At 73.3% G+C, this 22,378-nt stretch carries 20 protein-coding genes and 2 pseudogenes; 16 read left to right on the top strand and 6 right to left on the bottom strand.

Annotation, left to right across the window (positions count from 1 at the left end; translation table 11 throughout):
* Window positions 1-103 (top strand): annotated as a pseudogene (locus ACFVU3_RS32455) (class E sortase); the annotation flags it as partial.
* A 19-nt stretch (window positions 104-122) separates the two neighbouring features.
* On the opposite strand, the gene ACFVU3_RS32450 reads toward ACFVU3_RS32455, so the two are convergent.
* From ACFVU3_RS32450 to ACFVU3_RS32440, 3 genes are all read right to left on the bottom strand, one after another.
* Window positions 123-800, bottom strand: a complete 678-nt coding sequence (locus tag ACFVU3_RS32450) for a response regulator transcription factor (RefSeq protein WP_390071902.1) — start codon at window positions 798-800, stop codon at window positions 123-125.
* Between the two features lie 219 nt (window positions 801-1,019).
* Entirely contained in the window at window positions 1,020-1,502 is a 483-nt protein-coding gene (locus tag ACFVU3_RS32445; RefSeq protein WP_390071900.1) for a hypothetical protein, read from the bottom strand.
* A 314-nt stretch (window positions 1,503-1,816) separates the two neighbouring features.
* The gene (locus ACFVU3_RS32440) at window positions 1,817-2,416 is read right to left on the bottom strand and encodes an MHYT domain-containing protein (protein WP_390071898.1); all 600 of its coding nucleotides are present in this window, start codon (window positions 2,414-2,416) and stop codon (window positions 1,817-1,819) included.
* Window positions 2,417-2,942: 526 nt separating this feature from the next.
* Here ACFVU3_RS32440 and ACFVU3_RS32435 point away from each other — a divergent pair.
* From ACFVU3_RS32435 to ACFVU3_RS32375, 13 genes and pseudogenes are all read left to right on the top strand, one after another.
* Window positions 2,943-4,595, top strand: coding sequence for a PAS domain S-box protein (locus ACFVU3_RS32435; RefSeq protein WP_390071896.1), 1,653 nt, complete (start codon window positions 2,943-2,945; stop codon window positions 4,593-4,595).
* 259 nt (window positions 4,596-4,854) lie between these two features.
* Window positions 4,855-6,192: pseudogene (locus ACFVU3_RS32430) on the top strand (PAS domain-containing protein); the annotation flags it as partial.
* Window positions 6,193-7,396: 1,204 nt separating this feature from the next.
* On the top strand, window positions 7,397-7,555 hold the full coding sequence (locus ACFVU3_RS32425; protein WP_390071895.1) for a hypothetical protein: 159 nt from the start codon (window positions 7,397-7,399) through the stop codon (window positions 7,553-7,555).
* Between the two features lie 95 nt (window positions 7,556-7,650).
* Window positions 7,651-8,844, top strand: coding sequence for a spermidine synthase (locus tag ACFVU3_RS32420; protein ID WP_390071893.1), 1,194 nt, complete (start codon window positions 7,651-7,653; stop codon window positions 8,842-8,844).
* Complete coding sequence (locus ACFVU3_RS32415) at window positions 8,841-10,112, top strand: MFS transporter (protein ID WP_390071891.1); 1,272 nt, start codon at window positions 8,841-8,843, stop codon at window positions 10,110-10,112. Before ACFVU3_RS32420 ends, ACFVU3_RS32415 begins: the two co-directional genes overlap by 4 nt.
* Complete coding sequence (locus ACFVU3_RS32410) at window positions 10,109-10,732, top strand: DUF6445 family protein (protein WP_390071890.1); 624 nt, start codon at window positions 10,109-10,111, stop codon at window positions 10,730-10,732. Before ACFVU3_RS32415 ends, ACFVU3_RS32410 begins: the two co-directional genes overlap by 4 nt.
* Window positions 10,732-11,397 (top strand): DUF6445 family protein, encoded by a 666-nt coding sequence (locus ACFVU3_RS32405; protein WP_390071889.1) that lies wholly within the window; start codon window positions 10,732-10,734, stop codon window positions 11,395-11,397. The genes ACFVU3_RS32410 and ACFVU3_RS32405 overlap by 1 nt, the downstream gene beginning before the upstream one ends.
* The gene (locus ACFVU3_RS32400) at window positions 11,394-12,080 is read left to right on the top strand and encodes a DUF6445 family protein (RefSeq protein ID WP_390071887.1); all 687 of its coding nucleotides are present in this window, start codon (window positions 11,394-11,396) and stop codon (window positions 12,078-12,080) included. The genes ACFVU3_RS32405 and ACFVU3_RS32400 overlap by 4 nt, the downstream gene beginning before the upstream one ends.
* Complete coding sequence (locus ACFVU3_RS32395) at window positions 12,073-12,759, top strand: pentapeptide repeat-containing protein (protein ID WP_390071886.1); 687 nt, start codon at window positions 12,073-12,075, stop codon at window positions 12,757-12,759. Before ACFVU3_RS32400 ends, ACFVU3_RS32395 begins: the two co-directional genes overlap by 8 nt.
* A gap of 14 nt (window positions 12,760-12,773) precedes the next feature.
* Window positions 12,774-14,684, top strand: a complete 1,911-nt coding sequence (locus tag ACFVU3_RS32390; protein WP_390071884.1) for a RiPP maturation radical SAM C-methyltransferase — start codon at window positions 12,774-12,776, stop codon at window positions 14,682-14,684.
* The gene (locus ACFVU3_RS32385; protein ID WP_390071882.1) at window positions 14,677-15,252 is read left to right on the top strand and encodes a DUF5825 family protein; all 576 of its coding nucleotides are present in this window, start codon (window positions 14,677-14,679) and stop codon (window positions 15,250-15,252) included. The genes ACFVU3_RS32390 and ACFVU3_RS32385 overlap by 8 nt, the downstream gene beginning before the upstream one ends.
* A 1-nt stretch (window position 15,253) precedes the next feature.
* The gene (locus ACFVU3_RS32380) at window positions 15,254-16,648 is read left to right on the top strand and encodes a M16 family metallopeptidase (RefSeq protein ID WP_390071880.1); all 1,395 of its coding nucleotides are present in this window, start codon (window positions 15,254-15,256) and stop codon (window positions 16,646-16,648) included.
* Window positions 16,645-18,081, top strand: coding sequence for an insulinase family protein (locus ACFVU3_RS32375; RefSeq protein WP_390071879.1), 1,437 nt, complete (start codon window positions 16,645-16,647; stop codon window positions 18,079-18,081). Before ACFVU3_RS32380 ends, ACFVU3_RS32375 begins: the two co-directional genes overlap by 4 nt.
* Here ACFVU3_RS32375 and ACFVU3_RS32370 read toward each other — a convergent pair.
* The gene (locus ACFVU3_RS32370; protein WP_390071877.1) at window positions 18,062-18,343 is read right to left on the bottom strand and encodes an FcoT family thioesterase; all 282 of its coding nucleotides are present in this window, start codon (window positions 18,341-18,343) and stop codon (window positions 18,062-18,064) included. The genes ACFVU3_RS32375 and ACFVU3_RS32370 overlap by 20 nt on opposite strands.
* A 99-nt stretch (window positions 18,344-18,442) precedes the next feature.
* Window positions 18,443-18,841, bottom strand: coding sequence for a hypothetical protein (locus tag ACFVU3_RS32365; RefSeq protein WP_390071875.1), 399 nt, complete (start codon window positions 18,839-18,841; stop codon window positions 18,443-18,445).
* Window positions 18,842-19,674: 833 nt separating this feature from the next.
* Here ACFVU3_RS32365 and ACFVU3_RS32360 point away from each other — a divergent pair.
* Window positions 19,675-20,715 (top strand): PucR family transcriptional regulator, encoded by a 1,041-nt coding sequence (locus ACFVU3_RS32360; RefSeq protein WP_390071908.1) that lies wholly within the window; start codon window positions 19,675-19,677, stop codon window positions 20,713-20,715.
* A 96-nt stretch (window positions 20,716-20,811) separates the two neighbouring features.
* A complete protein-coding gene (locus ACFVU3_RS32355) occupies window positions 20,812-21,375 on the top strand; it encodes a hypothetical protein (protein ID WP_390071873.1) in 564 nt (187 codons plus the stop codon).
* Window positions 21,376-21,393: 18 nt separating this feature from the next.
* Here ACFVU3_RS32355 and ACFVU3_RS32350 read toward each other — a convergent pair whose 3' ends face one another.
* Window positions 21,394-22,362 carry a HAMP domain-containing sensor histidine kinase gene (locus tag ACFVU3_RS32350; protein WP_390071871.1) on the bottom strand — a complete coding sequence of 323 codons (969 nt, stop codon included), beginning with the start codon at window positions 22,360-22,362 and terminating at the stop codon, window positions 21,394-21,396.
* Between the last annotated feature and the right edge of the window lie 16 nt (window positions 22,363-22,378).

Genomic DNA, 22,378 nt, shown 5'->3' with positions numbered 1-22,378 from the left:
CTGCACGCCCGAGTTCACCAGCACCTACCGCATGATCGTGTGGGGAAAGCTGGTCGAGGAACGGCCGCGCAGCAAGGGAAAGCCGGACGCGCTCGCAGGCTGACGCATGCTCAGGGCGCCGGCTACGGGGCCTCCAGCTTGATGCCGACGTGGCGGACCGTGTGCAGATAGCGGGGCTCGGCCGCCGACTCGCCGAGCTTCCGCCGGAGCCACGAGAGGTGGACGTCCACGGTGCGCTCACCGCGGTAGGTCCGCAGCCACACCCGCTTGAAGAGTTCGCCGCGCGGCACGACGACGCCGGGGCGCCACGCCAGGAACTCCAGGAGGTCGAACTCCTTGGGCTTCAGGTCGAGCGGGGCGCCGTCGAGGAACGCCTCGCGCCGCTTCGCGTCGACGACCAGGCCGCCGACCCGGGCGACGTCCACGGGGACGACTCCGGCCGCCGCCCGCCGCAGCACCGCGGTCATCCTGGCCACGAGGTGGGCGCCGGAGAACGGTCCGGCCAGGAAGTCGTCGGCGCCGCTGCCCAGCGCCCGGACGGTCTCCCGCTCGTCCTGCCGGTCGGTGACGACCACGACGGGGATGTCCGAGACGGTACGGAGCATCCTGAGCATCTCCAGGCCGTCGAGGTCGGGCAGGCCGAGGCCGAGCACCATCGCGTCGAACGGCTCGTCCAGGACGGCGCGCAGAGCGCCCAGCGCCGTCCCGCACTCCCGCACGGTGTACGAGGCATCCGAGAGACACATACGCAGGGCGGAGCGAACCGAGGGGTCGTCCTGGACGAGAAGCACCTTTGCCATGCGGGGCACGGTACGTGACACACATGTCTTCCGGGATGCGGGGGGACCGACATCAACGGGGAAGAACATGGCATATTCTGTTGGACCGGGTCGAGCGCCCGACCGATTAAAGATCTTTAAGACATGGGAAAGGCCGCGTTAACCCCTCCCGCGGGCACCGGATCCTAAGATGGCACGAACAGCCGGGGGCACCGTGCCGCCGGCTGTACTCGCGTCCCGCTAGGGCGCGGGAGTGACCTCGGTGTAGAAGACGGAGGAACCCCGCTTGATGCGGCGGGCGCGCCCCTTGGCGACGAGATTCTCCAGGGACGTGCGCACGACCGTGGTCTGGATGTGCCGGTCACGGTGCCGCTCGCTGAGCACGGTCGTCACCTCGGACGCGGAACAGGGATCGTCGCTCGCCGCGAGGTGATCGCGGATCAGATCGACGAGAGTGACCTTTCCGGCTCCGGAATGGCGGCCGCCGCCCTTTCCGGCTTTTCCGTTCTTCTGCCGGGGGACCTTTCGGTCGGATTCCGAAGCGCCGGCCTGCAGTGCCTTCTGGAGATTGAGCAGCACGCCGTGGTCGTGCATCAGCTCGTCGAGTTCGGCCGTGAGACGTGCGACCTCGCCCCGGATGCGCTCCTGCTCCGCCACATTGCGTTCGAGATCTCCGGCGACCTTGCTGCTGTAGGCGGTCGTGAGTTCCGTTTCTCCCGACATGACTCCCTCTTCGTCGCATGTGGTCGGACGCGTCGCGGACGTCACGTGAAGGCGCTGTTTCCGAGTGCACCGGGCGGGACGTGACCCGTGTCTGACGGCTTCGGCCGACGACCACTGTAAGGCATGAGCCTCACATCCTGGGCTTTGGTGATCGGCACGCCGGGGAAGGGGGTTGCCGGAGAAGTCTTATTGGTCAGTCGACCAATTTGCATCTAAGAAATTGCGGAGTAAACAACGATGCCCGCTCCCGTCGGCGCGACCACCGGGGAGCGGGCATCGTGACGCGGTGGGGAGGGCCACCGCGCGTCGGGGGGTCAGCGGAGGACGGCTCTCCGCGGGCGCCGGTCGATGTCCGCCTCGTCGTCCCCCAGGATCAGCAGGGGGTCGAACATGACGATCGTGCCGGCCACGATGAGGAACACCAGGGGCGCCACCAGCATCGGCAGCACGACCGAGGCCGGGGACCCGGCCTCCGCGGCCCCGGGCACATGCGCGTGGAGCCGTACCGAGAGCGCGGCCATGCCCGTGTAGTGCATCCCGGTCACCGCCACCCCCATGACCAGGCTCGCCCCGATCGCCGCCGACAGGCCCCGCACCGAGACCGCCGCCCACAGGGCCGCCGTCGCCGCCACCACCGCGATCGCCACCGAAACGGCGACCGTCGGCAGGTCGTAGTCGAGGCTGCCGTCCATCCGCATGGCGGCCATGCCCGTGTAGTGCATCCCGGCCACACCCAGGCCGGTGAAGAGACCCGCGGTGAGCAGGACGGGAAGGCGGGTGCCCCGGTAGGCGACGGCGCCGACGCCGACGCCGACGGAGACCACCGCGAACAGCAGGCTCGCCAGCGTCAGCGGCCCGTCGTAGCCGATTCCGGTCTCGCGCACCGTGAATCCGAGCATTCCGATGAAATGCATGGTCCAGATCCCGCACCCGATGGAGACCGCCCCGAGAATGAGCCAGCCGGGCATTTTCCGTCCGCTGCGTACCGACCGGACCGTGCACCGAAGTCCCAGCGCGGAACCGAGGCAGGCCATGATGTATCCCGCTACGGGAGTGATCAGCCCATAGCTGAAACCGTCGATCGTGCCGTGCATGAATATTCCTCGGGCTGTTCATGAAGTGTGTGGAGGTCGGACTTCGCGAGGTCCCGGCGGACTCTACCTGACATATGTCTCCCGGAAGTCACACATGGCACACGCAGACGGCACCGCGGCGCCCTTTCCTTAAAGAATCCCTAAGCCCATGTTTCCCGGCACATACAACCGGTCCTCTCGTGCTTCCATGTGACGGCGGTACAGGGCACATGACCGGCGGTGGGCGGGCGGCCGAACGCCCCCGGAAGACGCCAGGAGAAACGGCCTGGGCCCGCCGGCCCTCGTCCCCGGCCTCCCGCACGAACGGGATTCCACGGTCTGCGCGACAGACAGGAAGAAAACAGCGGTGAACTTCGACAACAGCCCAGCGGTGTTCTCCCCCGGCGCGGCGGCGGCCCTCGCACCACTCCCCCGCGAGGACGTGGTGGACTTCGTCCCCGACGCCGTGCTGATCGTCGACGACAACGGCACCGTGGTCAGGGCCAACCTGGCCGCGGCAGCGCTGTTCGGCTACGACCGGCAGACCGTCGAGGGGCGGGGCGTCCTCGACTTCCTCCCGTCCTTCGACTGGAACCTGACCCGCGGGCCCGCGGACACCGGACATCCCGGCGGCACCCCCGCGCACCGGCTCCGCACCACGGCCCGGACCTCCGGCGGCACGGCGTTCGCCGCCGAGATCACCACCGTACGGCTCGACCGGCACGCCTTCCACGACTCCATCCCGTACGGATCCTCGCTGGTCATCTCGCTGCGCGACATCACGGAAGCCGAGGACGCGCGGGCGGCGCTCTCCCACTCCCTCCTCCAGGCCGAGGCCGTCCTGCGCACCACCGGCGAGGCGCTCGTCGGAATCGACACCGAAGGCCGGATCGACCTGGTCAACCCGGCCGCGGCCCGTCTGCTCGGCGGCCGGGCCGCCGAGCTGGGGGGCTGTGAACTGCTCTCCCTGCTGGTCCCCGTCGGGCCCGACGGGGAACCCCTCGACGCCGGACACGCCCCTCTGGCCCAGGCCCTCAGGACCGGGCACCCGAGCCGGCTCGACGCCCTGGACCTGGAGCCGTGCGACGGCCCCCGCCTCACCGCCGACGTCTCCGTCCGGCCCGTCACGGACGACGGCCGGGTGGTCGGCACGGTCGTCGCGCTCAGCGACCGCCGCCCGTACGAGCGGCTGGCGGACGAGTACGTGGCCGCGCAGGCCCGCTCCCTCCAGCATCACAGGACCGAACTCGAACGGCAGCAGCGCCGGACCGACCGGGCCGTGGAACACACCCGCGAACTCGCTGACTTCCTCTCCGGCCCGCTGGCCGGCGCGCTGCACCACCTGCACACCCAGCTGACCCGGCTCGCCGACGACGGCTCCCGCCCCCTGTGGCCCGAGGCGACCATCAGCCTGGAGGCGCTGGCGGCCGACCTGCGCATGACCATGGCCCTCGTGACCGACCGGGCCAGGCCCTACCCCGAGGACACCACGCCGGTGGGACCGCGGCGGCGCACCGTGCTCGTCGACGACGTCGTGCAGGCCGGGGTACGGGCGGCGGCGGCCTTCACGGGTCCGAGCCGGGTGCAGTTCTCCGTCCACGCGCCGAGGTTCGCCGTCCACGTGGACCCCGACGACATCTCGACCGCCGTCGGGCGCCTCATCGCGGACGTCGTCCACACCGGCGACGAGCAGGCCGGCCCCGGCCCGCACCACGTCTTCGTCGCCGCCCTCCACCAGCGCGGTCTGCTGCGCGTCGAGGTGCGCGGCCCGTACAGCGGCGGCGCGCGGGAGCACTTCGACGTCGTGCAGGGCATCGCCGCGGCCCACGGCGGGACGCTCCGCACGCACCGGGCGGCCGGCGTCAGCGGCAGCACCTACGTCCTGGAGCTGCCCTCGGCCGTGCAGGACGATGCCGCGCCGGCCGCCGCACCGGGCGACACCTCCCCGGCGGCCCTCCGGCCGACAGGACGTCACCGTTCGCCGGCGCCGGCCTACGCCGCGGAGCGGCTTCCCACATGACCGGGAGGTGCCTCAGCCCTGCCTGATCATGGCATGAAGGAAACCTTAAGAAACACACAACGCCGGTCATGGCCCTCAGATATGCCATCACCAGGTGGTTAGGTCTTCACCAGCCGACCCGATGCGTCACGACGTCCGTCGCCCGCGCCCCGGTCCGGCCCCCTCCTCATCGCGCGGTGCCGGGTGTCCCGTCCGCCCGGCACCGCACACCCCCGCCGGTCCCCCTCGCCGGTCTCCAGCCCGGAAAGGAAACGTCGCCATGGTCCTGCCCCTCTCCCGAGGCGCCGCCCGCCTCGCGGTCATACTCGACGCCCTCCCCGAAGGTCTCGTCCTCGTCAACCGCCAGGGCACGGTCGTCAACGCCAACCCCCTCGCCCTCGCCCTCTTCGAGACCCCCGGCACCGCGCTCGTCGGGCGCGCACTGCTCGAACTGCTGCCGTCGTTCGACCGGTCCCTGCTTCCCGGCGCCGCATCCGGCCGTGTCGCACCCCGCGCGGTCGCGACGGTGAGGAGCCGGCGCGAGCGGACCGCCGCACGGGTACGGACCGCCCCCGCGCGCATGACCGCCCGCCGTACCGACGGCAGCGAGTTCCCCGTCGAGGTGACGAGCGCCGGCCTGGAGGACGGGCGCGAGGCGTACGACTCGTACACCGGTTACACCGGCGACGAGCTGCTGATGCTGGTCGTCCGCGATCTGACGGGCACCCTCGACACCGAGGCCGAGCTGGCCCGCTCGCAGCGGCAGACCGAGATGATCCTGCGGGCCGCCTCCGAGGGCGTCGTCGGCACGGACACCGACGGCCGGGTCGTCCTCGTGAACCCCGCCTTCGCCCAGATCCTCGGCTACCGCACCGAGGAACTCGACGGCGCCGCACTGCACCCCCTGGTCCTCGCGCGACGCGCCGACGGCACCCCCTTCCCCTACGAGGAGTCCCCGCTCGCCGACACGCTCAGGTCCGGCCGCAAGCACCGGGTGCGCGGGCAGGTCCTGTGGTCGAAGGGCGGAGCCCCCGTGCCGGTCGACCTCACCACCGCTCCGGTGCGCGACGGGGACCGGCTCGTCGGCGCCGTGATGACGTTCACCGACCGCAGGCCGTACGAGGAGCTGGTCGCCCGGTACGAGGCCGAGCGCGCGGAGCAGGCGGAGCGGTACGCGGCCCTCACCGCCCGGTACGCCGAACTGGTCGCCGAGGTGGCCGATTCCCGGGCCGTCGGCCCGGAGCGGCACGCTCAGGGCACGGTGGAACCCCTGAGGCGGGAGGGGGCGCCGGCCACCGCCGTCGCCCGGCACCCCACGACCCTGGGCACCGTCGTGACCGCCGGCATCGACAAGGCCACGGCGCTCACCGGCCCGCACCGGGCGCAGTTCGCCGTGCACGCCCCGCCCGGGGTGGTCTCGCTCGACCCCGGGGGCGCGTCCACCGCCCTGGCCCACCTGATCGCCGACGCCTCCGGAGTCACGTCCACGGGCACGGTCCGGCCACGGCCCCAGTCGTCGCTGCGGACCGACACCACCGTCGTCATCACGGCGTCGCTGCGCCTCGACCACCTGCGCATCGAGATCAGCGGCCCGCGGGCGGTCAACGACCCCACCCACGTCCTCATCGCGCGCGAGATCGTGGACGCCCACGGCGGAGACCTCACCGCACGGCACCACCCGCGGGGCTCCGGCCTGACCTACGTCATCCAGATCCCCCACACGCCCCAGCCGCCGCCGCTTCCGCCGGCCGCCGCTCGCGCCGCGGCACCGGCGCCCAGGGCCAGGCCCTCTCTGTCGTCCTCGGCGTCCTCGGCGTCCTCGGCCGTGTCCGTGCCCTCGACCCCGGTCCAGACGCCGGTCGCCGGCTCCTGGATCATCGGCGCGGCGGTCGGCGCGCACCGCGACCGTACGGCCGCCCGCACCCGCCCCTACGCGGCCCAGCCGCGACCGCGGAGTGCCGCGGACGACGAGCAGGAACGTCTCGTCGATCTCCTCGCCAGGATCAGGCAGCACTCCGCCTGACGAACCGACGGCCCGCGCCCGCCACGAAGCGAGCAGGCCCAGGCCCTCCTCGGAGGCCGGGCCGGCTTCGGCGGCGTGGACGGTGGGAGCGAGGACGGTTCGGCGGACGACGCTGGCCCCCCGGCGCGCGCGGAAGTCGTCGCTGCCGAGGGATGCTTCGCGCGCCCGGTACGACCCGTTTCACCGCCCGTCCGAAGACGCGTCCGCGTCGTCGGATTTCCGGCCCCCCGATCACGCATAAAAGCCACTCTCTGATCCGGAAATACGCACCGTCGATATTCCGTCGGGCGAGTTGTGCACACCCTCCCGAATGACCCTTCGGATCATCTCCAGGGCCAATTCCGGCGTATCGGCGCCGCTGCCGCCGAGAACCCTCGCCCTCACGTGTCCGCCGCCGTGGCCACGCGGGGCGACCGGCGTCCCGCGCTCCACTCATGCCCCGTACGCAGGCTCTCCAACCCGCCGACGGGCGGCTCTTGGGGGTGCGCGGTCGCCGTGACGGCGGCTCACACCGGTCCCGGGGACGCGACCGTCGACACACTGTCCCGCTCTGCACCGAATGCGCACCTGAGAATCCCGCCTTCTGGCGACCTTTCACCTGTGGGGTGAATTGTCCGGGCTGCGGATGGAGGCGGAAGCAAAGGTTCGACGGCACTCTTGATAACGCGCTCGGGGTCCATGAACAATTGCGCCCAGCCCGCCTCGGAGAATCCAACACCCTGGCCTGTGCGGGATGTTGTGACCTTGTCCGTATCGGGGCCATTGAGGGATGTGAATCCCGCTTCCGATTGGAGAGCACATGGCTGAGCACGCGGAGCACGAAGAGCCCCTGTTCGAGGAGTTCGACCACGCGGTCTACGCGCGCTGTTCGAACAACAACATGCCCATGTTCGCGACCTTCGTCCCGCTGAGCGAGGACGAGCAGGCCGCGGTCGACGAGGCGCTGGCGCTGTCCTGACCGCCTCGCCCGTACGGGCCCGCGTTCCGCCGGCACGGGCGACCGCCCGTGCCGGCGGTTCCGGGGCCCGGCGGCACGATCCAGGAGGAGAGCACATGTACGGCGCCTCACCCCTGTTGCTGAGCACCTCCGCGACGCTGCTCGCCGGCGACCGGGTGTTCGTGGGGAACCAGCCCGACGACTTCGCCGCGGGGCCGCTGGCCGGGCCCGCCGACGAGGTCTGCGTGCTGGGGCTCGGGTACGGCGGATCCCTGCGGCCCGTGCTGGCGGCGTCCCCCGCGAGCCGCGTCACCGCGGTGGACCTCGACCCCGGCATGGTGACGGTGACCCGCGCCCTGTTCCACCAGCATTTCCCGCACGTGGAGTTCCGTACCGAGGTCGCCGACGCCGCCGCTTTCCTCGACGGAGGCCGACGCTACGACCTGGTGCTCATCGACGTCTACGCCGGCGAGTCGTACCCCTCCTTCGTCCTCGATCCGGCCTTCTGGCGGCGCGTGCGCGCTGCCACGGCCGGCAGCACCGTCCTTCTCAACGCCTGGGGCCTCCCCGGCCATCTGGACCCGTTCGCCGCGCCGTCCCCGCAGCACACGCTCGCCACGATCCTCGCCCCCTTGTGGCCCGACGCCCGGTACCTGCCGTGCCGCCGCAACATGACGGTCGTCCTCCGCGACGCCTGGCCCGACCCGGAGACCGGCTTCCCCCCGTCGCCGACCGACCTCGACGAGCGGCTGACGCCCACCGACGCGGCCGTCCTGCGCCTGCAACGCCTGCGCCTGGAACGCGCCGAGTCCTTCCGGCTCCCGGACAAGGGCCCCACGGACGTGGCCGGAACCCCGGACGCGGATCCGGCCGGCTCCGCGCACCCGCCGACGACCCCCGAGCAGCTGGACGCCGAGATGGCCCGGCGGTGGCCCGCGATGCTGGACGCCGTCCGCGCACACGCCGACGCCGCGGGCGCCGATGCCTCCGTCGTCGGAACCCGCGCCTTCTACGAGCGCCCGGACATCGCGGTCCCGGCCACCCTCGAACTCGCCCGCCGCGGGCACCCGGCCGCCGCCCTCCTGCCCAACATCGCCGCCTCCCTGACCTTCGCCGGCGACACCTCGCTCGGCTGGTACGGGGAGTGGATGGCCGACGAGGCGGAGAAGCTCGCGGAGGAGGTGCCCGACTGGCTGGTGCGCACCGCCCTCCCGCAGGCACTCGCCATGGCGGCGAACCCGCTCGTACCCGCGTGGCCCTGGGCGCCGAGGCTCCTCGACCGGATCCGCGCACTGGCGGCCGCGCGATGACCGAGACGCACACGGCCCGGCCGACGCCGCTGCCGTCGAGGTTCTGGCTCTTCTGGTCCTGCTTCACCGCCGGTGGTGTCGCGGACGGCATGACCCTCATCGCCCTGACCTGGTCCGCCTCCACCGTGACCGACAGCGCCCTGCAGATCTCGCTCGTCGCGATGGCGGAGCGGCTTCCCTGGCTGCTGTTCGCCCTTCCCATGGGCGCCTTCGTCGACCGGATGCCCCGCGTGGCGCTGATGGCCGCCGCGGGCGCGCTGCGGGCCGGCGCCATGCTCGCCCTGGGCCTCCTGCTGCTGACCACCGACGTGTCCGCGGGGGTCCTGATGGCCTTCGCCGTCTTCTTCGGGACGACCGAGGTCGCGTACGGCATCGCCGCCGACACCGCGGTCCCCCTGCTCGCCCCCGACAAGGCGCTGTCCCGGGCCAACGGCCACCTCCGCACCAGCCAGATCGTCTCGAACGACTTCGTCGGCCGCCCGCTGGGCGGACTGCTCCTGAAGGCGGGGCTGGCCGTACCGTTCCTCGGCAACGCGCTGGTCAACGGCGTCTCCGCGGCGGCCCTCCTGCTGCTGCGCCGGCGCGTGGACGACCCCGCGGTCCCGGCCGCGGGGCGCGGCCGCTTCACCGCCGAGATCGGCGCGGGGCTGAGGCTCGTCCGGGCCGAACCGACGCTGCGGATCCTCGTGCTGAGCGCGGTCGTGCTGAACACGCTCTACGCGGCGATGCTCGCCGGGCAGGTCCTCTTCGTCCGGGACACGCTCGGCCTGGGCGCCCTCGGATACGCGCTGCTCCTGTCGGCGGCCGCCGTCGGCGGCGTCGCCGGAAGCCAGTACGCGCGCCGGCTCCTCGAACGCCTCGGCACGGAGAGGTCGCTGCTCACCGCGCTGCTCACGATGGCCCTCTGCTTCCTGGGCGTCGGACTCGTGCCGACCGTCCCGGCCGTCGTCGTCCTCTACGCGGTGGCTTCCGCCGCCGTGGCCTTCTGGAGCGTCAGCACCCTGACGCTCCGCCAGCTGGCCGTGCCGGCCGGCGTCCTCGGCCGGGTCAACGCGACCTTCCGCATGGTCACCTTCGGGATGAGCGTGGTGGGCATGCTCCTCGGCGGCGTCCTCGTGGAGGCCACCTCCGGAGCCCTCGGCGCGGAGCAGGCCCTGCGGGTCCCCTACTGGGTGGCGGGCGCCGCCTACCTGCTGCTCTTCGCGTTCCTCAGGCCGCGCCTCCGGCACGGCCGCGCCGACGTACGAGAGGAAGGAGACCTGCGATGAACAAGACGCTGCAGGTCGTCGACGATTTCTACGCCGATCCGGACCGCGTGCGTGCCCTGGCGCTGGAGCGGGGCGACTGGTCGCCGCAGAAGTCCGACGCCGGCCGCACCTACGACGCGGAGACGTATAACTCCTTCGCCGGCCGCGGCACCGCCGACACCTTCGCGCGCCTGCTCGGCATCCGGGTGCACCATGACCCCGCGCGCATGGGGTTCGGGGTCTTCGCCTTCACCGGCGACGAGGCGAACGCGCCGCTGACGACGCATTTCGACGACACCGACTGGGCGGGCATCGTCTACCTGACGCCCCCCGACCGGTGCCGGGGCGGCCTCTTCTTCTTCCGCCACCGCGCCAGCGGACTGACCGGACCGCCCGACGACGCCCGTGCGGCGGAACTCGGCCACCGCGACCGGGAGCACTGGATCGAGGACGTCTACTACCCGGACAAGGTGCGGCCGGAGGCGTGGGAGGAGATCTCCCGGGTGTCCATGGTCTACAACCGCCTCGTCCTGCTCAAGGGCGGCGTCCTCTTCCACCGCGCGAGTTCCGGCTACGGCAGCAGCCCGTCCGACGGACGGCTCACCCAACGGTTCTTCTTCGACGAAGCGAGGTCCCGGTGATGCGCAGCAGACTGATCGTCGTCGACGATTTCTACGCCGACCCCGACGTCGTGCGCGCGGCCGCGCTCCGCTCCGACTTCCGGAGCGCCAGCCGCTACAACTACCCCGGCTGGCAGAGCAGCAAGGCCCTCAGCACCGACGCCCTCCAGCGCGCCATCGAGGACATCGTCGGATCGCCCGTCCACGTCGACGGCGACCGGCTCACCTGGGGCGGCTTCCGGGTGATCACCGAGGAGACCGGGCGCGGCAGCAAGGTGCACGCCGACACCGCCGTCGACTGGGCCGGCATGGTGTACCTGACGCCCGGTGCGCCGCCGTCCGCGGGGACGGGTTTCTTCCGGCACCGGGAGACGGGCTTCACCCGGCCGCCGTCCGACCGGGTGGCCCGCTCGCTCGGGCACGCCGACGCCGACGCGTTCGAGGAGGGCGTGGCCCGGCGCGACATGGCCGATCTCGACAAGTGGGAGCTGGTCGACCGGATCGCGCCCGTCTACAACCGTCTGGTGCTCTTCCGCGGCTGCGAGTTCTACCACGCGCCGCTCGGCGGCCTCGGGGACCGCCCCTCCAACGCCCGTATCACCCACAACTTCTTCTTCAACGAGATCGGCTCCGTCCCGTCCGCCGTCAGGATGCTCCCCGCCGGCGCGGAAGCGGTGGCCCGGTGACCGCGCCGCGCGTGGAGCGCGCGCTCGGCGGCGACCTGCTCGTCGTCGAGAACTTCTACCAGGACCCCGACCGGGTGCGGGAGATCGCGCTCGGCGCCGCGTACCGCGACTTCGGGGAGGCGGCCAACTTCCCGGGCCGGGAGAGCGTCAAGGCGTTCGCCGGGGACGGGCACGCCCGCCGGCTCGCGGAGATCGTCGGCACCGCGGTCCACCACGATCCGCGGCGGTGGGTCTTCGGCAAGTTCCGGGTGGCGACCCGCGCGGACGCCGGGCGGACCCGCGTCCACCTCGACTTCGTCGACTGGACCGCGGTGGTCTACCTCACCCCGCCCGACCGGGCTCGGGGCGGGCTCGCCTTCTACCGCCACGTGCCCACCGGCCTGGACCGGGCACCCGGCCCCGAGGGGCTCGCCCGCCTCGGCTGCCGTACCCGCGAGGAGTTCGACCAGCGGTACGTGCTGCGCGACACCGCCCGCGCGGACCGGTGGGACGTCGTCCACCAGGTCGACCTGGCGTACAACCGCTGCGTCGTCTTCCGGGGCGGACGGCTCTTCCACGGCATCACCGAACTGTTCGGCGACGAGGCCGCGGAGGGGCGGCTGACCCAGAACTTCTTCTTCATGACCGAAAGGCCCGACCAGGACCTGACGGACGCCGGCGAAAGGATCCGGGCCCATGCGTAGTCTGCTCGACGTGGTGCTGGCCGAGACCGGTGACGGCACGGGGAATCCGGGCACGCACTCCCTCCTGCCGCTGGACGGCCGCATGCGGGGACCGCGCGGCGCCGATCCCGTGCTCGCCGGCCCGCTGCCCGCCGCGGGCACGGCCCTCGCGCGGACCGCCGCCGAGGTGGCCGCCCTCGGCCTCGGCATGCGCACCCTCGCCCTGGTCGCGGAGGAGGGCGGGACGCTGCGTGCCGTGGCCCTCGTCGACGGCTGGCTCCTGCTGCGGGGCCACGGGGCCGGCGTGGATCTGCGGGGGGCCGACCTCCGTGGAGCCGAGCTCACCGGGGCCCGCCTCACCGGCGCCGACCTCACCGGGGCCGACCTCTCGGGAAGCCGCCTGGAGAGCGCCGACCTCGCGCGCGCGGTGCTTCGCTCGGCCGACCTCTCGGGAGCGTCCCTGCGCAGGGCGAGCCTGTTCGGCGCGGACCTGACGGAGGCCGACCTGCGGCGCACCGACCTGCGCCACTCCGACCTCCGCCAGTGCTCCTGCGCCCGCGCGGCGTTCCGCGGGGCGGACTTCTGGTCCGCGTACGTCTGGGACGTCCCCTTCGACGAGGCGTTCACCGAGGGCGCCGACGTCGAGCGCGCGGACTACCGGGGCACGCACCTGCCCAAGCCAGAGAACGCGCGCGTCTGAAAGGGCCGGCGACCATGACCACGGCTGAGTTCCTTGGCCTTCCCCCCGTCCCTCCACGGGCACCGCTCCGCACCCTCCGGGTCGCCCTCGTGTGCATGCCGTGGGCCTCCCTCGACATGCCCTCGATGGCGATCAGCACGCTCGCCCCGGTCGCCCGCGGCCTGGACTTCGTCGAGGCCGTCGACACCGTCTACGCCAACATCCGGTGGGCCGACCACGTCCACGAGCGCACGGGAGGCCGGATCGGCAGCGCCGACTACCGGCGCATCGTCGACGGCTACTACGTCGCCACCGGCGAATGGGTCTTCTCGCCCGCGCTGTACGGCTTCGAGGAGCCGGTCGGCTCCCCGTTCCACACGGCCGCGACCGCCGGTGGCGCCGATCTCGCCGCCGCCGCGGAGATGTACCGCCTGAGCCCAGGATTCGTGGAGGGGCTCGCCGACGAACTCGTCGCCGGCGGTTACGACGTCGTCGGCATGACCAGCACCTTCGACCAGAACATGCCGAGCCTCGCACTGGCGCGCGCCCTCAAGGAACGCGCTCCGGACGTCGTCACCGTGATGGGCGGAGCCAACTGCGACGACGTGCAGGGGGCCGCCCTGCACCGCAACTTCGACTGCCTGGACTACGTGGTCCGCGGCGAGGGCGAGCTCGTCCTTCCCGCTCTGCTGCGGTCGCTGGCGGCGACCGGACCCGGCAGGCGCCCGCCCGTGCCGGAGCTCTCCGCCGTCCCCGGCCTGTGCTGGCGGGACGCCGGCGGTACGACGACGGCCAACCGGCAGCCGCGTTCGGTGGTCCCGGTGGACGCCATCCCCGAGGCCGATCTCAGCGGCTACTTCGACACCTTCCGGACCGCCCGGTCCGTCGCCGACGTGGAACCCAAGATCCAGATCGAAGGCGGACGCGGCTGCTGGTGGGGCGAGAAGCACCACTGCACCTTCTGCGGTCTGAACGGATCCCTCATGGCCTTCCGGGCGAAGTCGTCCGACCGCGTCCTGGAGGAGATGGAGAACGCCGTCCGCCGGCACCGGATGCTCGACGTCGTCTTCGCCGACAACATCATGGACATGGGCTACCTCCGCGAGCTGCTCCCCCGGCTCGCCGAGCGCCCCTGGGACCTCCGCCTCTTCTTCGAGATCAAGTCGAACCTCGGGATGCGGCAGCTGAAGGTCCTCGCCGACGCCGGTGTGGCGCAGGTCCAGCCGGGGATCGAGAGCCTCAGCTCCCACGTCCTCGACCTCATGCGCAAGGGCGTCACCGGCTGGCAGAACGTCCGCCTGCTGCGCGACTGCCGGACCGTGGCCGTCTTCCCCGGCTGGAACCTCCTCTACGGCTTCCCCGGGGAGACCGAGTCCGACTACGACGAGATCATCGAGCAGATGCCCGGACTCTGGCACCTCACGCCTCCCGAGGGCGTCTACCGGGCGGTCCTCACCCGCTTCAGCCCCTTCTACGACGACCCCTCGCTCGGCCTGGAGAACCTGGGCCCCTCCGGGCTGCTCAAGAAGGTCTACCGGCTCCCGGCGGAGGAAGTCGCCGACATCGGCTACGTCTTCGAGAGCAGGCCCTCCGGGCTCGGCGAACCGGCCGCGGAGCGCCTGCGGGCCGCCGTCGACACCTGGCGCGCCAACCACCGGGGCCGGCGTCTGGTGGCGGTCGAGGAGGGGGACGCGCTGCGCATCGTGGACGAGCGGACCACCTCGCCCACGGAGGAACGGATCACCGACCCGCTGCTCGCCGCGATCCTCCTGGCCACCTGGAAGGGCCGCTCGCCCGCCGGGGTGCTGCGGGAGGTGACCACCCGCGGTCACCGGACGACCGAGGAGCAGGTGACGGAGGTGCTGGAGGAATGGCGGGAGCGGCGCTGGCTGTTCCGCGAAGGAGGCCGGTACGTGGCCCTGCCGACGGGAATCGACCATGAGTGAACGCGCCTCCGCCACCCGCCGCTCCACCCTCCTGGCCCGCCACGACCCGGACGAGAGCCCCACCCGGGACACGCTCGCCTCCCACGCGCGCCACGGCATGCGCGGTCTGCTGATCGAACGCCCCGTGCGGCTCGCCGCGGCCGAACCCGTCGCAGCGGCCCGCTTCCTGCACCTCCTCGTGGAGGCGGCGGGCGTCGGGCTCCGCGTCTACTGGGAGGGCACCCTCGACGGGGTGCCGGCCGGGCCGCTCCGCCACCTCGACCCGCCGCGCCAGAACGGCACACCGCTCTGGCCGGTCCCTCCGGGCCCCCTCCTGACGGTGCGGCGCGGTCCGGACTTCGTCACGGTCGAGGACATGCGCGACCCCGGCGCCCACCGCCGGTCCACCGTCCCCGACCAGCCGTACGGGGAACTGCTGCGCCGGTACGCCGTCCCCACCGCCCCGCGCCCGCCGGACCGCCGGGGACTGGCCGAGCTGGAGGCCCGGGGCCTCGTCCTCCGGCTGGGCGGACCGGGCGAGGAGCTCTGTCTCGCCCTGCCGGTGCGCTTCGCCTACGCGAGGTCCTGACGTGCGGGTGCACGACGACGCCCCTCACGGGCGGCTGGTCTCCACCCGGCTGGAGAACGGCCTGACCGTCGTGGCGCAGGAGGACCGGGTCCTCGGCGGGCTCCGCGTCCACCTGCGCTACGACGTCGGGTCCCGGCACGAGCCGGTGGGGCTGCACGGGGCCGCGCACTTCCTCGAACACCTCATGTTCGAGGGGACACCCGGTCACCCGGACTTCCTCGGCGAACTCCAGCGCGGCGGCGCGCGGGACGTCAACGCCTCGACCAGCCAGGACCGCACGGCCTTCTTCATGACGGTCCCGCCGGCCCTGCTGTCCCACGCGCTGGCCATGGAGGCGGACCGGATGGCGCGGCTTCCGGGGGCGCTCGACGAGGCGGTCCTCGCGCGGCACCTGGCACTGGTCAGGCGCGAGGAGGAGGAGCGCGCCCGGGGTCCCCTCGCCGAGGCTCCGGGCCGCCTCTTCGCCGAGGCGTTCCCGCCCTCCCACCCGTACCGGCACGTCTCGATGGGCGACACGGCGGCCCTCGCCCGGCTGACGCCCGCGCAGGTGTCGGCCTTCCATCACGAGCACTACCGGCCCGAGCGCGCCACCCTCGTCGTCGTCGGCGATCTGCCGGGGCGGACGGCCGTCGAGGCGGCCGCCGTCTCCCTCGGCTCCGTGGACCGGGGGCCCGCACCGCCTCCGCCCCCGTTTGTGCCGCCGTCCGCCTGCGCCGTCCCGCCCGGCCCCGGTCGTGCGGCACCGTCCGCCGTCACGCCCGGCGCCGGGCGCCCGGCACGGTCCGGCGCCTCGCCCGGCCCCTCCGGCATCGGCGGTACGCGGTGGGCGGTCTGCCCGCCCGGGGTCCCTCCCCAGGTGTACCTCCTCGCCCACACCGCTCCGTACGGCACGAGGGAGCACGACGCCGCGGCCGTCCTCGCGGCCGTGCTCGGGCAGGGCCGGGGCAGCCGCCTCTTCCGCCGCGCCGTACGCGACACCCGCGTCGCGCGCCCCGCCACGGATCTGACGGCCGCCTGGAACCTCGAACAGGGCGGCTCCGTCCTCTTCGGATCGGTCGCCGCCATGCCGGGAACTCCGGGTGCGCGCCTCCTCGCGGTCGTGCGGGAGACCCTCGCCTCGGTCGCCGGCGGGCTCCTCCCGGGCGAACTGCGCCGAGCGGTGCGCCTGGTCCGCAGGGAGCGCCTCGAAGAGCTGGACGACCCCGCCGCGCGAGCCGAGGCGTTCGCCGCGCACTCCGCCCTGCGCGGCGACCCGCGGCAGGCGTACGCGGTGGCCGGGACGGTCGCGGGCGTCACCGAGGAGGAGGTGGTGCGCGTCGCCCGGAAGTGCCTGCCCGCCGCGACGTACCTCGTCTACGACCACGCCGCCCGGAACACCCCGGAGGCGGCCGCGTGACCGTACCCCCTGCCGTGCCGCCGACCGCGCCGGAACGGCTCCGGACGCGGCTGGTCCCCGTCCACCTGCCGGGCAGGCTCACCGCGGTCGCCCACCTCGTGCTGCACGTCGGCGCGGAGGACGGCCCGCCGGTGCCCGAGGACACCGCACGTGTCTGGTCGATGCTGCTCCGGCGCGGCGGGGCCTGGTGCGGCGAGGTGACCGTCGAGGACGCGCTGGAGGACGTCGGCACGACCCTCACCGTCGACGCGGACCGCCACACGGTCCGCTGCGTGCTCCGCTCGACACCGGACCTGCTCGCGGACGCGCTCGCCCTGCTGGCCCGGACCGTCGAGGCGTTCGACCCCACGGACGACGAGGTCGGCGCCTTCGTGAGCCGCTGGCGCCGGGCCCGCGCCGCGGCGGGCCGCGCCCGCGGCGCCCCGCCCGTGTCCCTTCTGGACCTCGCGCTCTTCCCCCACCACGGGGTACGGCCCCCGCGGAACGACACGGCGGAGACGACCGCGCTCGCGACCGGGGCCGCACCGAGCGGGTCCGGGACGATCGACGCCCGGACGATACGCGCGCTCCACCGGCGCGTACGGAGCGCGCCCCGCGACCTCGTGGTCGCCGCCGACCTCACCCGGGTCGACCTGCGGACCCTCGCCCGTTCCGCGCCCGCTCCCGACGCCCGCCGGACCGCGCCCGTCCCGGCGGCCGGCCCGGCACGCACGCCGGAGCCGTTCGGGCCGCCGAAGGCGCTGACCGTACGCCGCAGGGCCGCCGGCTCCCCCTGCGTGGTCATGATCGGCGTCAGGGCACCGGACGGCACGGGCGACCTCGCCGGTCTCGAACTCGCCCGCCTCCTCCTCACCGCGACGCCCTCGTCCCGGCTCACCCGGACCCTGCGCGAAACGACCGGACTGGCCTACGCGGTGCACGGTGACCTCGTCCACAGGGGCCCGTCGTCCGCGCTGCGCCTCCGGTTCGAGGTCCCCGCCGCGCAGGCGCCCCGGGCAGCCGCCGAGGCGCTGGACGTCGTCCTCGGCCTGACCGCCCGCGCGCCGAGTGAGGAGGACCTGCGCGAGGCGGTACGGGCCCGGCGCCAGGACGGGACCGAGTCGGGCAGCCCCGCGGCCGCGGCCGCCGCGCGCGCCGCCGGAACGGCCGCGCGACCGCGCGCCGGAGGGGTTCCGTTCGCGGGCCATCGCGTCCTGGAGCTCGCCCCGGACGCCCTCCTGCGCGCCGCGTCGGACCTGATCAAGCCCGAGCGGGTGGCCGTGGTCGTCGACGGCGCCCTCGACGGCGCGGAGGCCGTCGTGGCGGCCGTGACGGACGCCGCCCGGGCCCGCCCCGGCACGAGCGCCCTCGCCGCCTACGCCCGGCTGGCAGCCGCGTGCGCCGCCGACGTGTCGCAGGTGACGTGGGGGTGTGTCACGCCGGCGGGTCCGTGACCGCGGCCCGCACCTTCCCCTCGCACCGTCCTCCGTGCTCGTCCCAGAACCGGCACGCCGTGTCGACCAGAAGCAGAGGGCCGCTCCGGCCCGACGTCGCCCGTACGCCGACGAGTTCGACCTCGCCCCGGAAGTCCTCGCTCCGCATCGCGCGCTGGAAGCTGCTGCGCAGATCGAGGATCAGGACGGGGGGCAACTGCCGTGCCCAGTAGTCGTTCATCGTCCACGCGCTGAACTCTCCGCGGACCCCGTCCCGGATCATCGCGGCGAGGGAAGGCCGACGGCGGCCACGGCCTCGCCGGTGTGACTCGTCAGCCCGGCGTGCGCCGCTCGTCCGGTTTCCGGCGGATCCGAGCGGTCGTCACGGGCGCGTGACGCGCCGGTACGCGGCGCGGGCGTGCAGCAGTCGGGCGATGGCCGTCCCGGTGACGGCCGCGGCGAGCAGACAGGCGAGGCGTCCGGAGTCGTGCGAGGCCGTCCAGGTGAGCCGGCCCATGGGCGGAATGGCGAAGCCGTTGAGGGCGATCCAGCAGAGCAGGGCGGTGCCGGGTGCGGCGGCGAGGCGGGCGCCCGTGCTCACCAGGGCGGCGGCGAGGGACAGGACGGCGAGGTCGAGGGCGGGGTCGCCGTGCTGGTCGAGGAAGTTCAGGGCGGTGACCAGGGCCAGGGCGGCCACCGAGACCGCCGCCCAGACAGAGGGCGTGGTGACGTGGTCGGGGACGGGGCGGGGTCCACCGCCGATCGGCTTCCATTCCAGCATTCCGAGCCTCCTCCGCCCCTGATCCCCGCCGTCGGGGCCCCCGCTATGGTGCACCACGGCTTTCGCGTCACCGTCACGGGCCGGACCTGCGGCCTTCGCAGACGGACGCGAGCGACCGTCCGCGGGTCCGGCCGGCGGTCACGTCCCGAACGCGGGGCGTTTTGCTCATCAGGGCCACCTTTGCGAATTTCACCCTTTTCTTCCTGCGCTAGAATCCTTTACCGCGGCATTACCCTCCGTCGAGCGCAGGCGCTCGCCTCTGCGGGGCGCCGCCCAGGGTGATCGATGCCGGCGACACAGGGGGACGACGTGCGACGACGTTTCGATGCCGCTGCCCTTCCCGCCTCCCGCGCCTCGTCCCCCGCCCTTCGGGCCGTCCGCGTCGACAACGCCGCTCGCGGCAACGTGCCTGATACCGGCCTCGGCGACGTGTCCGGCCGACGCTTCTGACGCGTCCGCAGGCCGGCCCACGCCACCAGGCGCTCGCACCTGACGCTCTGTCGGCTTCTCCGTCCGCACGAGCAGCACTGTCCGCACTTCGCGCGGTCCCGTACGCCGGCTCCGCTCACTGATCCGGTGGCCGCTCCACCCGCACGTCTGTCACGCCTCCGTGCGGGAGCACGCCACGGAACCACCGCTCACGCCGGCAACCCCGTCGCCGCACTCCTCACGGGAGGGCAGAAACTCGCACCACACCACGGCCGCGGACGGGCGCGCCCGGGACACGGCCGGCGCACCACCGGGACCACGGAGCGCGTTCCCCCTTCGCCAAGGAACAGGAGAAGCCCCTCGTGCAGGAGACGTCGTCGACGTACTGGGACGGATACCGCCGGATGATCGGAGAGGCGTCGGCGACCGGTCGCCGCCTCACCCGTGCCGAACTGGAGTCCCGCCGCGTGCTGGGCGCGCAGGCGGCCGAGGCCGGACACGGCTGGCGCGCCCTGGTCCGCGGTCATCTCGCGGCCAGCCACGTCGGTCGCCCGGCATCGGACCTCGACAGTGTGCTAAACGTCGTCGAGCAGGCCATCGACGCTTTCGCCGACGGGTACGAGGAGGCCCAGCGGCGCGTGGTGCGGCGCCACGAGGCGGCTCGGCGCGAGTTCATCGACGACCTCCTGCACGGTCTCGGCGACGCCGGACAACTCTCCGCCCGGGCCGAGCGGTTCGGGCTGCGCCTGTCCCGGAACCACGCGGTCGCCGTCGCCGAAGGACCGGAGCGGTACGACGAGACCGACCCCGTTCCCAGGGAGGTGGAGGCCGGGCTGTTCACGCGCTTCGAGAGACGTACCGTCCTGTTCACCACCAAGGACGGCCGCATGGTGTGCATCGCCTCCGCGGACCAGGAGGACGTGCTCCTCCACTTCTCCAAGCGGGCGTACGCGGCCACCGACGGCGGCCAGGTCGCGCTCGGCCGCCCCCGTCCGGGAGTGGGCGGCATCGGCCACAGCTACCAGGAGGCCCTCAACACCCTCGACGTGGCCCGCCGCATGGGCTTCGAGGAACCTCTGCTGCGCGCCGTCGACCTGCTGGTCTTCCCCGTCCTGGCACGTGACCGCCAGGCGCTGGTGGATCTGGTGGACAGCACGCTCGGTCCCCTGGAACAGGCACGCGGGGGCTCGCGCGCGCTGATCCGCACCCTCGCCGTCTACTTCGACACCGGCTGCGTCGCCACCGAGGCCGCGCGCCGCCTGGCGCTGAGCGTGCGGGCGCTCACCTACCGGCTGGAACGCGTGCACGCCCTGACCGGCCTCAGCCCGGCCGATCCCACACAGCGCTACACCCTCCACACCGCGGTCATCGGCGCCCGGCTGCTGGAGTGGCCGGCCGGGCGACGGCAACAGGGACGCGCGGGGGCTGCCGACGACCGGAAGTGATCGCGCGTACGGGCCGGAGGAAGGATGAGGGGCGCGGCGGGCTCCGTCCGGGAGCGGGCGGAGCGGACAGCTGACACGGGTTCTCGGGAGAGATGCGTGAAGACCAGTTTCAAGATTCACGCGGGCCTTCAGCTCGGTCTCGGCGGTGTGGCCCTGCTGGCTTCGGCCCTCACCCTGCTCCCGGGCCGGCCCCTGGTCACGCACACCGGTCTCTTCCTCGCCGTCTGCTTCGCTCTCCTCGTTCCCCTGCACGCCGGCACGATCTTCCGGAGCATCGCCTTGCATCTCCGGTCCGGCAGCCGGGTGAGCGACAAGGCGCTCCAGTGGCAGGCCCTGCGCAACCTGCCGCGCCCGGTGCACGTGTTCCTGATCGGTGCGGGCGTCGCCGCGGCCGCCCTGCTCGCGAGCACCGGGTCCGGCGACCGCCTCTCGGGTGCCGAGGCGGCCCAGGGGCGGTACACCGCCGTCGACACCACCGATCCCCGCCGTGAACGGGTGACCATCAGCAGGACCGCGTACGACCGCCTGCACAAGGAGGACCAGCGCTCCATGTTCACGGTCTTCGGTCTCCTCGCCGTGGGCGGCGGTGCCTTCACCCTCACCGTCGCGGAGCTCGACGCCTCGGGCCGGAGCCGTACGCCGGACGGCTCCGCCCTCTGAAGGGGCGGGCCGCGGCGGTCATCGGGCAGCCGCCCGCCGGCCGTCCGCCGTGGCTCCCGCCACGTTCAGACGCACCTGGGTGCCGCCGTTCGGGCCGGCTCCGAGGACGAGCTCCGCGCCGATGAGCAGGGCGCGTTCCCGCATGCCCCGGATGCCGGCTCCCTCGGGTGCGGAGCGGAGCCCCTCGCCGTCGTCCTGGACGAGCAGGCTCACGCCCCCGTGCGGCAGCGGACCGAGGTGGACCTCGACCGCGCCGGCCCCCGAGTGGCGGGCGGTGTTGGTCAGCGCTTCCTGGGCGATGCGATAGACGACGAGTTCGGTCGCGCGGTCCAGCTCCGGCAGGCCGGGAGTGATGTGGGCGGTCACGCTCAGGCGGGCGGTGGCGAACTCCGCGGCGAGGGCGCGCAGGGCACTGTGCAGGCCGAGGTCCTCCAGCACGCCGGGGCGCAGGCGGCGGGCGATGCGGCGGATCTCGTCCAGACCGGCACGCGTGGTCTCCTGGGCCTGATGGAGGTCGTCGCGCACCGGCACCGCCACGTGGTCCGCCGTGTGTTTGAGCTGGAGGAGGACGGCGGTGAGGGTCTGGCCGACCTCGTCGTGGAGTTCCTGGGCGATGCGCCGGCGCTCGGCCTCCTGCGCGGACAGGACGCGGCCGGCGCTGGTGGCCCGCTCGGCTTCGAGCCGGCCCAGCATCGCGTTGTACGCCTTCGTCAGCTCGGCGACCTCCCCGGTCCCCGTGACCTCGGTGCGGTGCCCCGGCTGGAGGAGATCGGCGGTGGCCATGGCGCGGCTCAGCCGCTGGAGCGGGGCGAGGCCGATCCGCAGCAGGGCCGCGTTCGCGACGAGCATCGCCACCAGTCCGACGATCAGGACCAGGGCCTCGCCGAGCAGCACGGGGGTGGAGACGGTGACGGGGCCGAGGAGCAGGAGGGCGGCCATGACCAGCACGGCGGCGTTCAGAAGGAAGATCCGCCAGAACAGCGACATGGCTCCGCGCCTTTCC

This window comes from Streptomyces sp. NPDC058052 (genome assembly GCF_042885515.1).
Taxonomy (GTDB): domain Bacteria; phylum Actinomycetota; class Actinomycetes; order Streptomycetales; family Streptomycetaceae; genus Streptomyces.
Note: the sequence above shows the minus strand (reverse complement) of the source record. Positions and strands in the feature narration are given on the sequence as shown.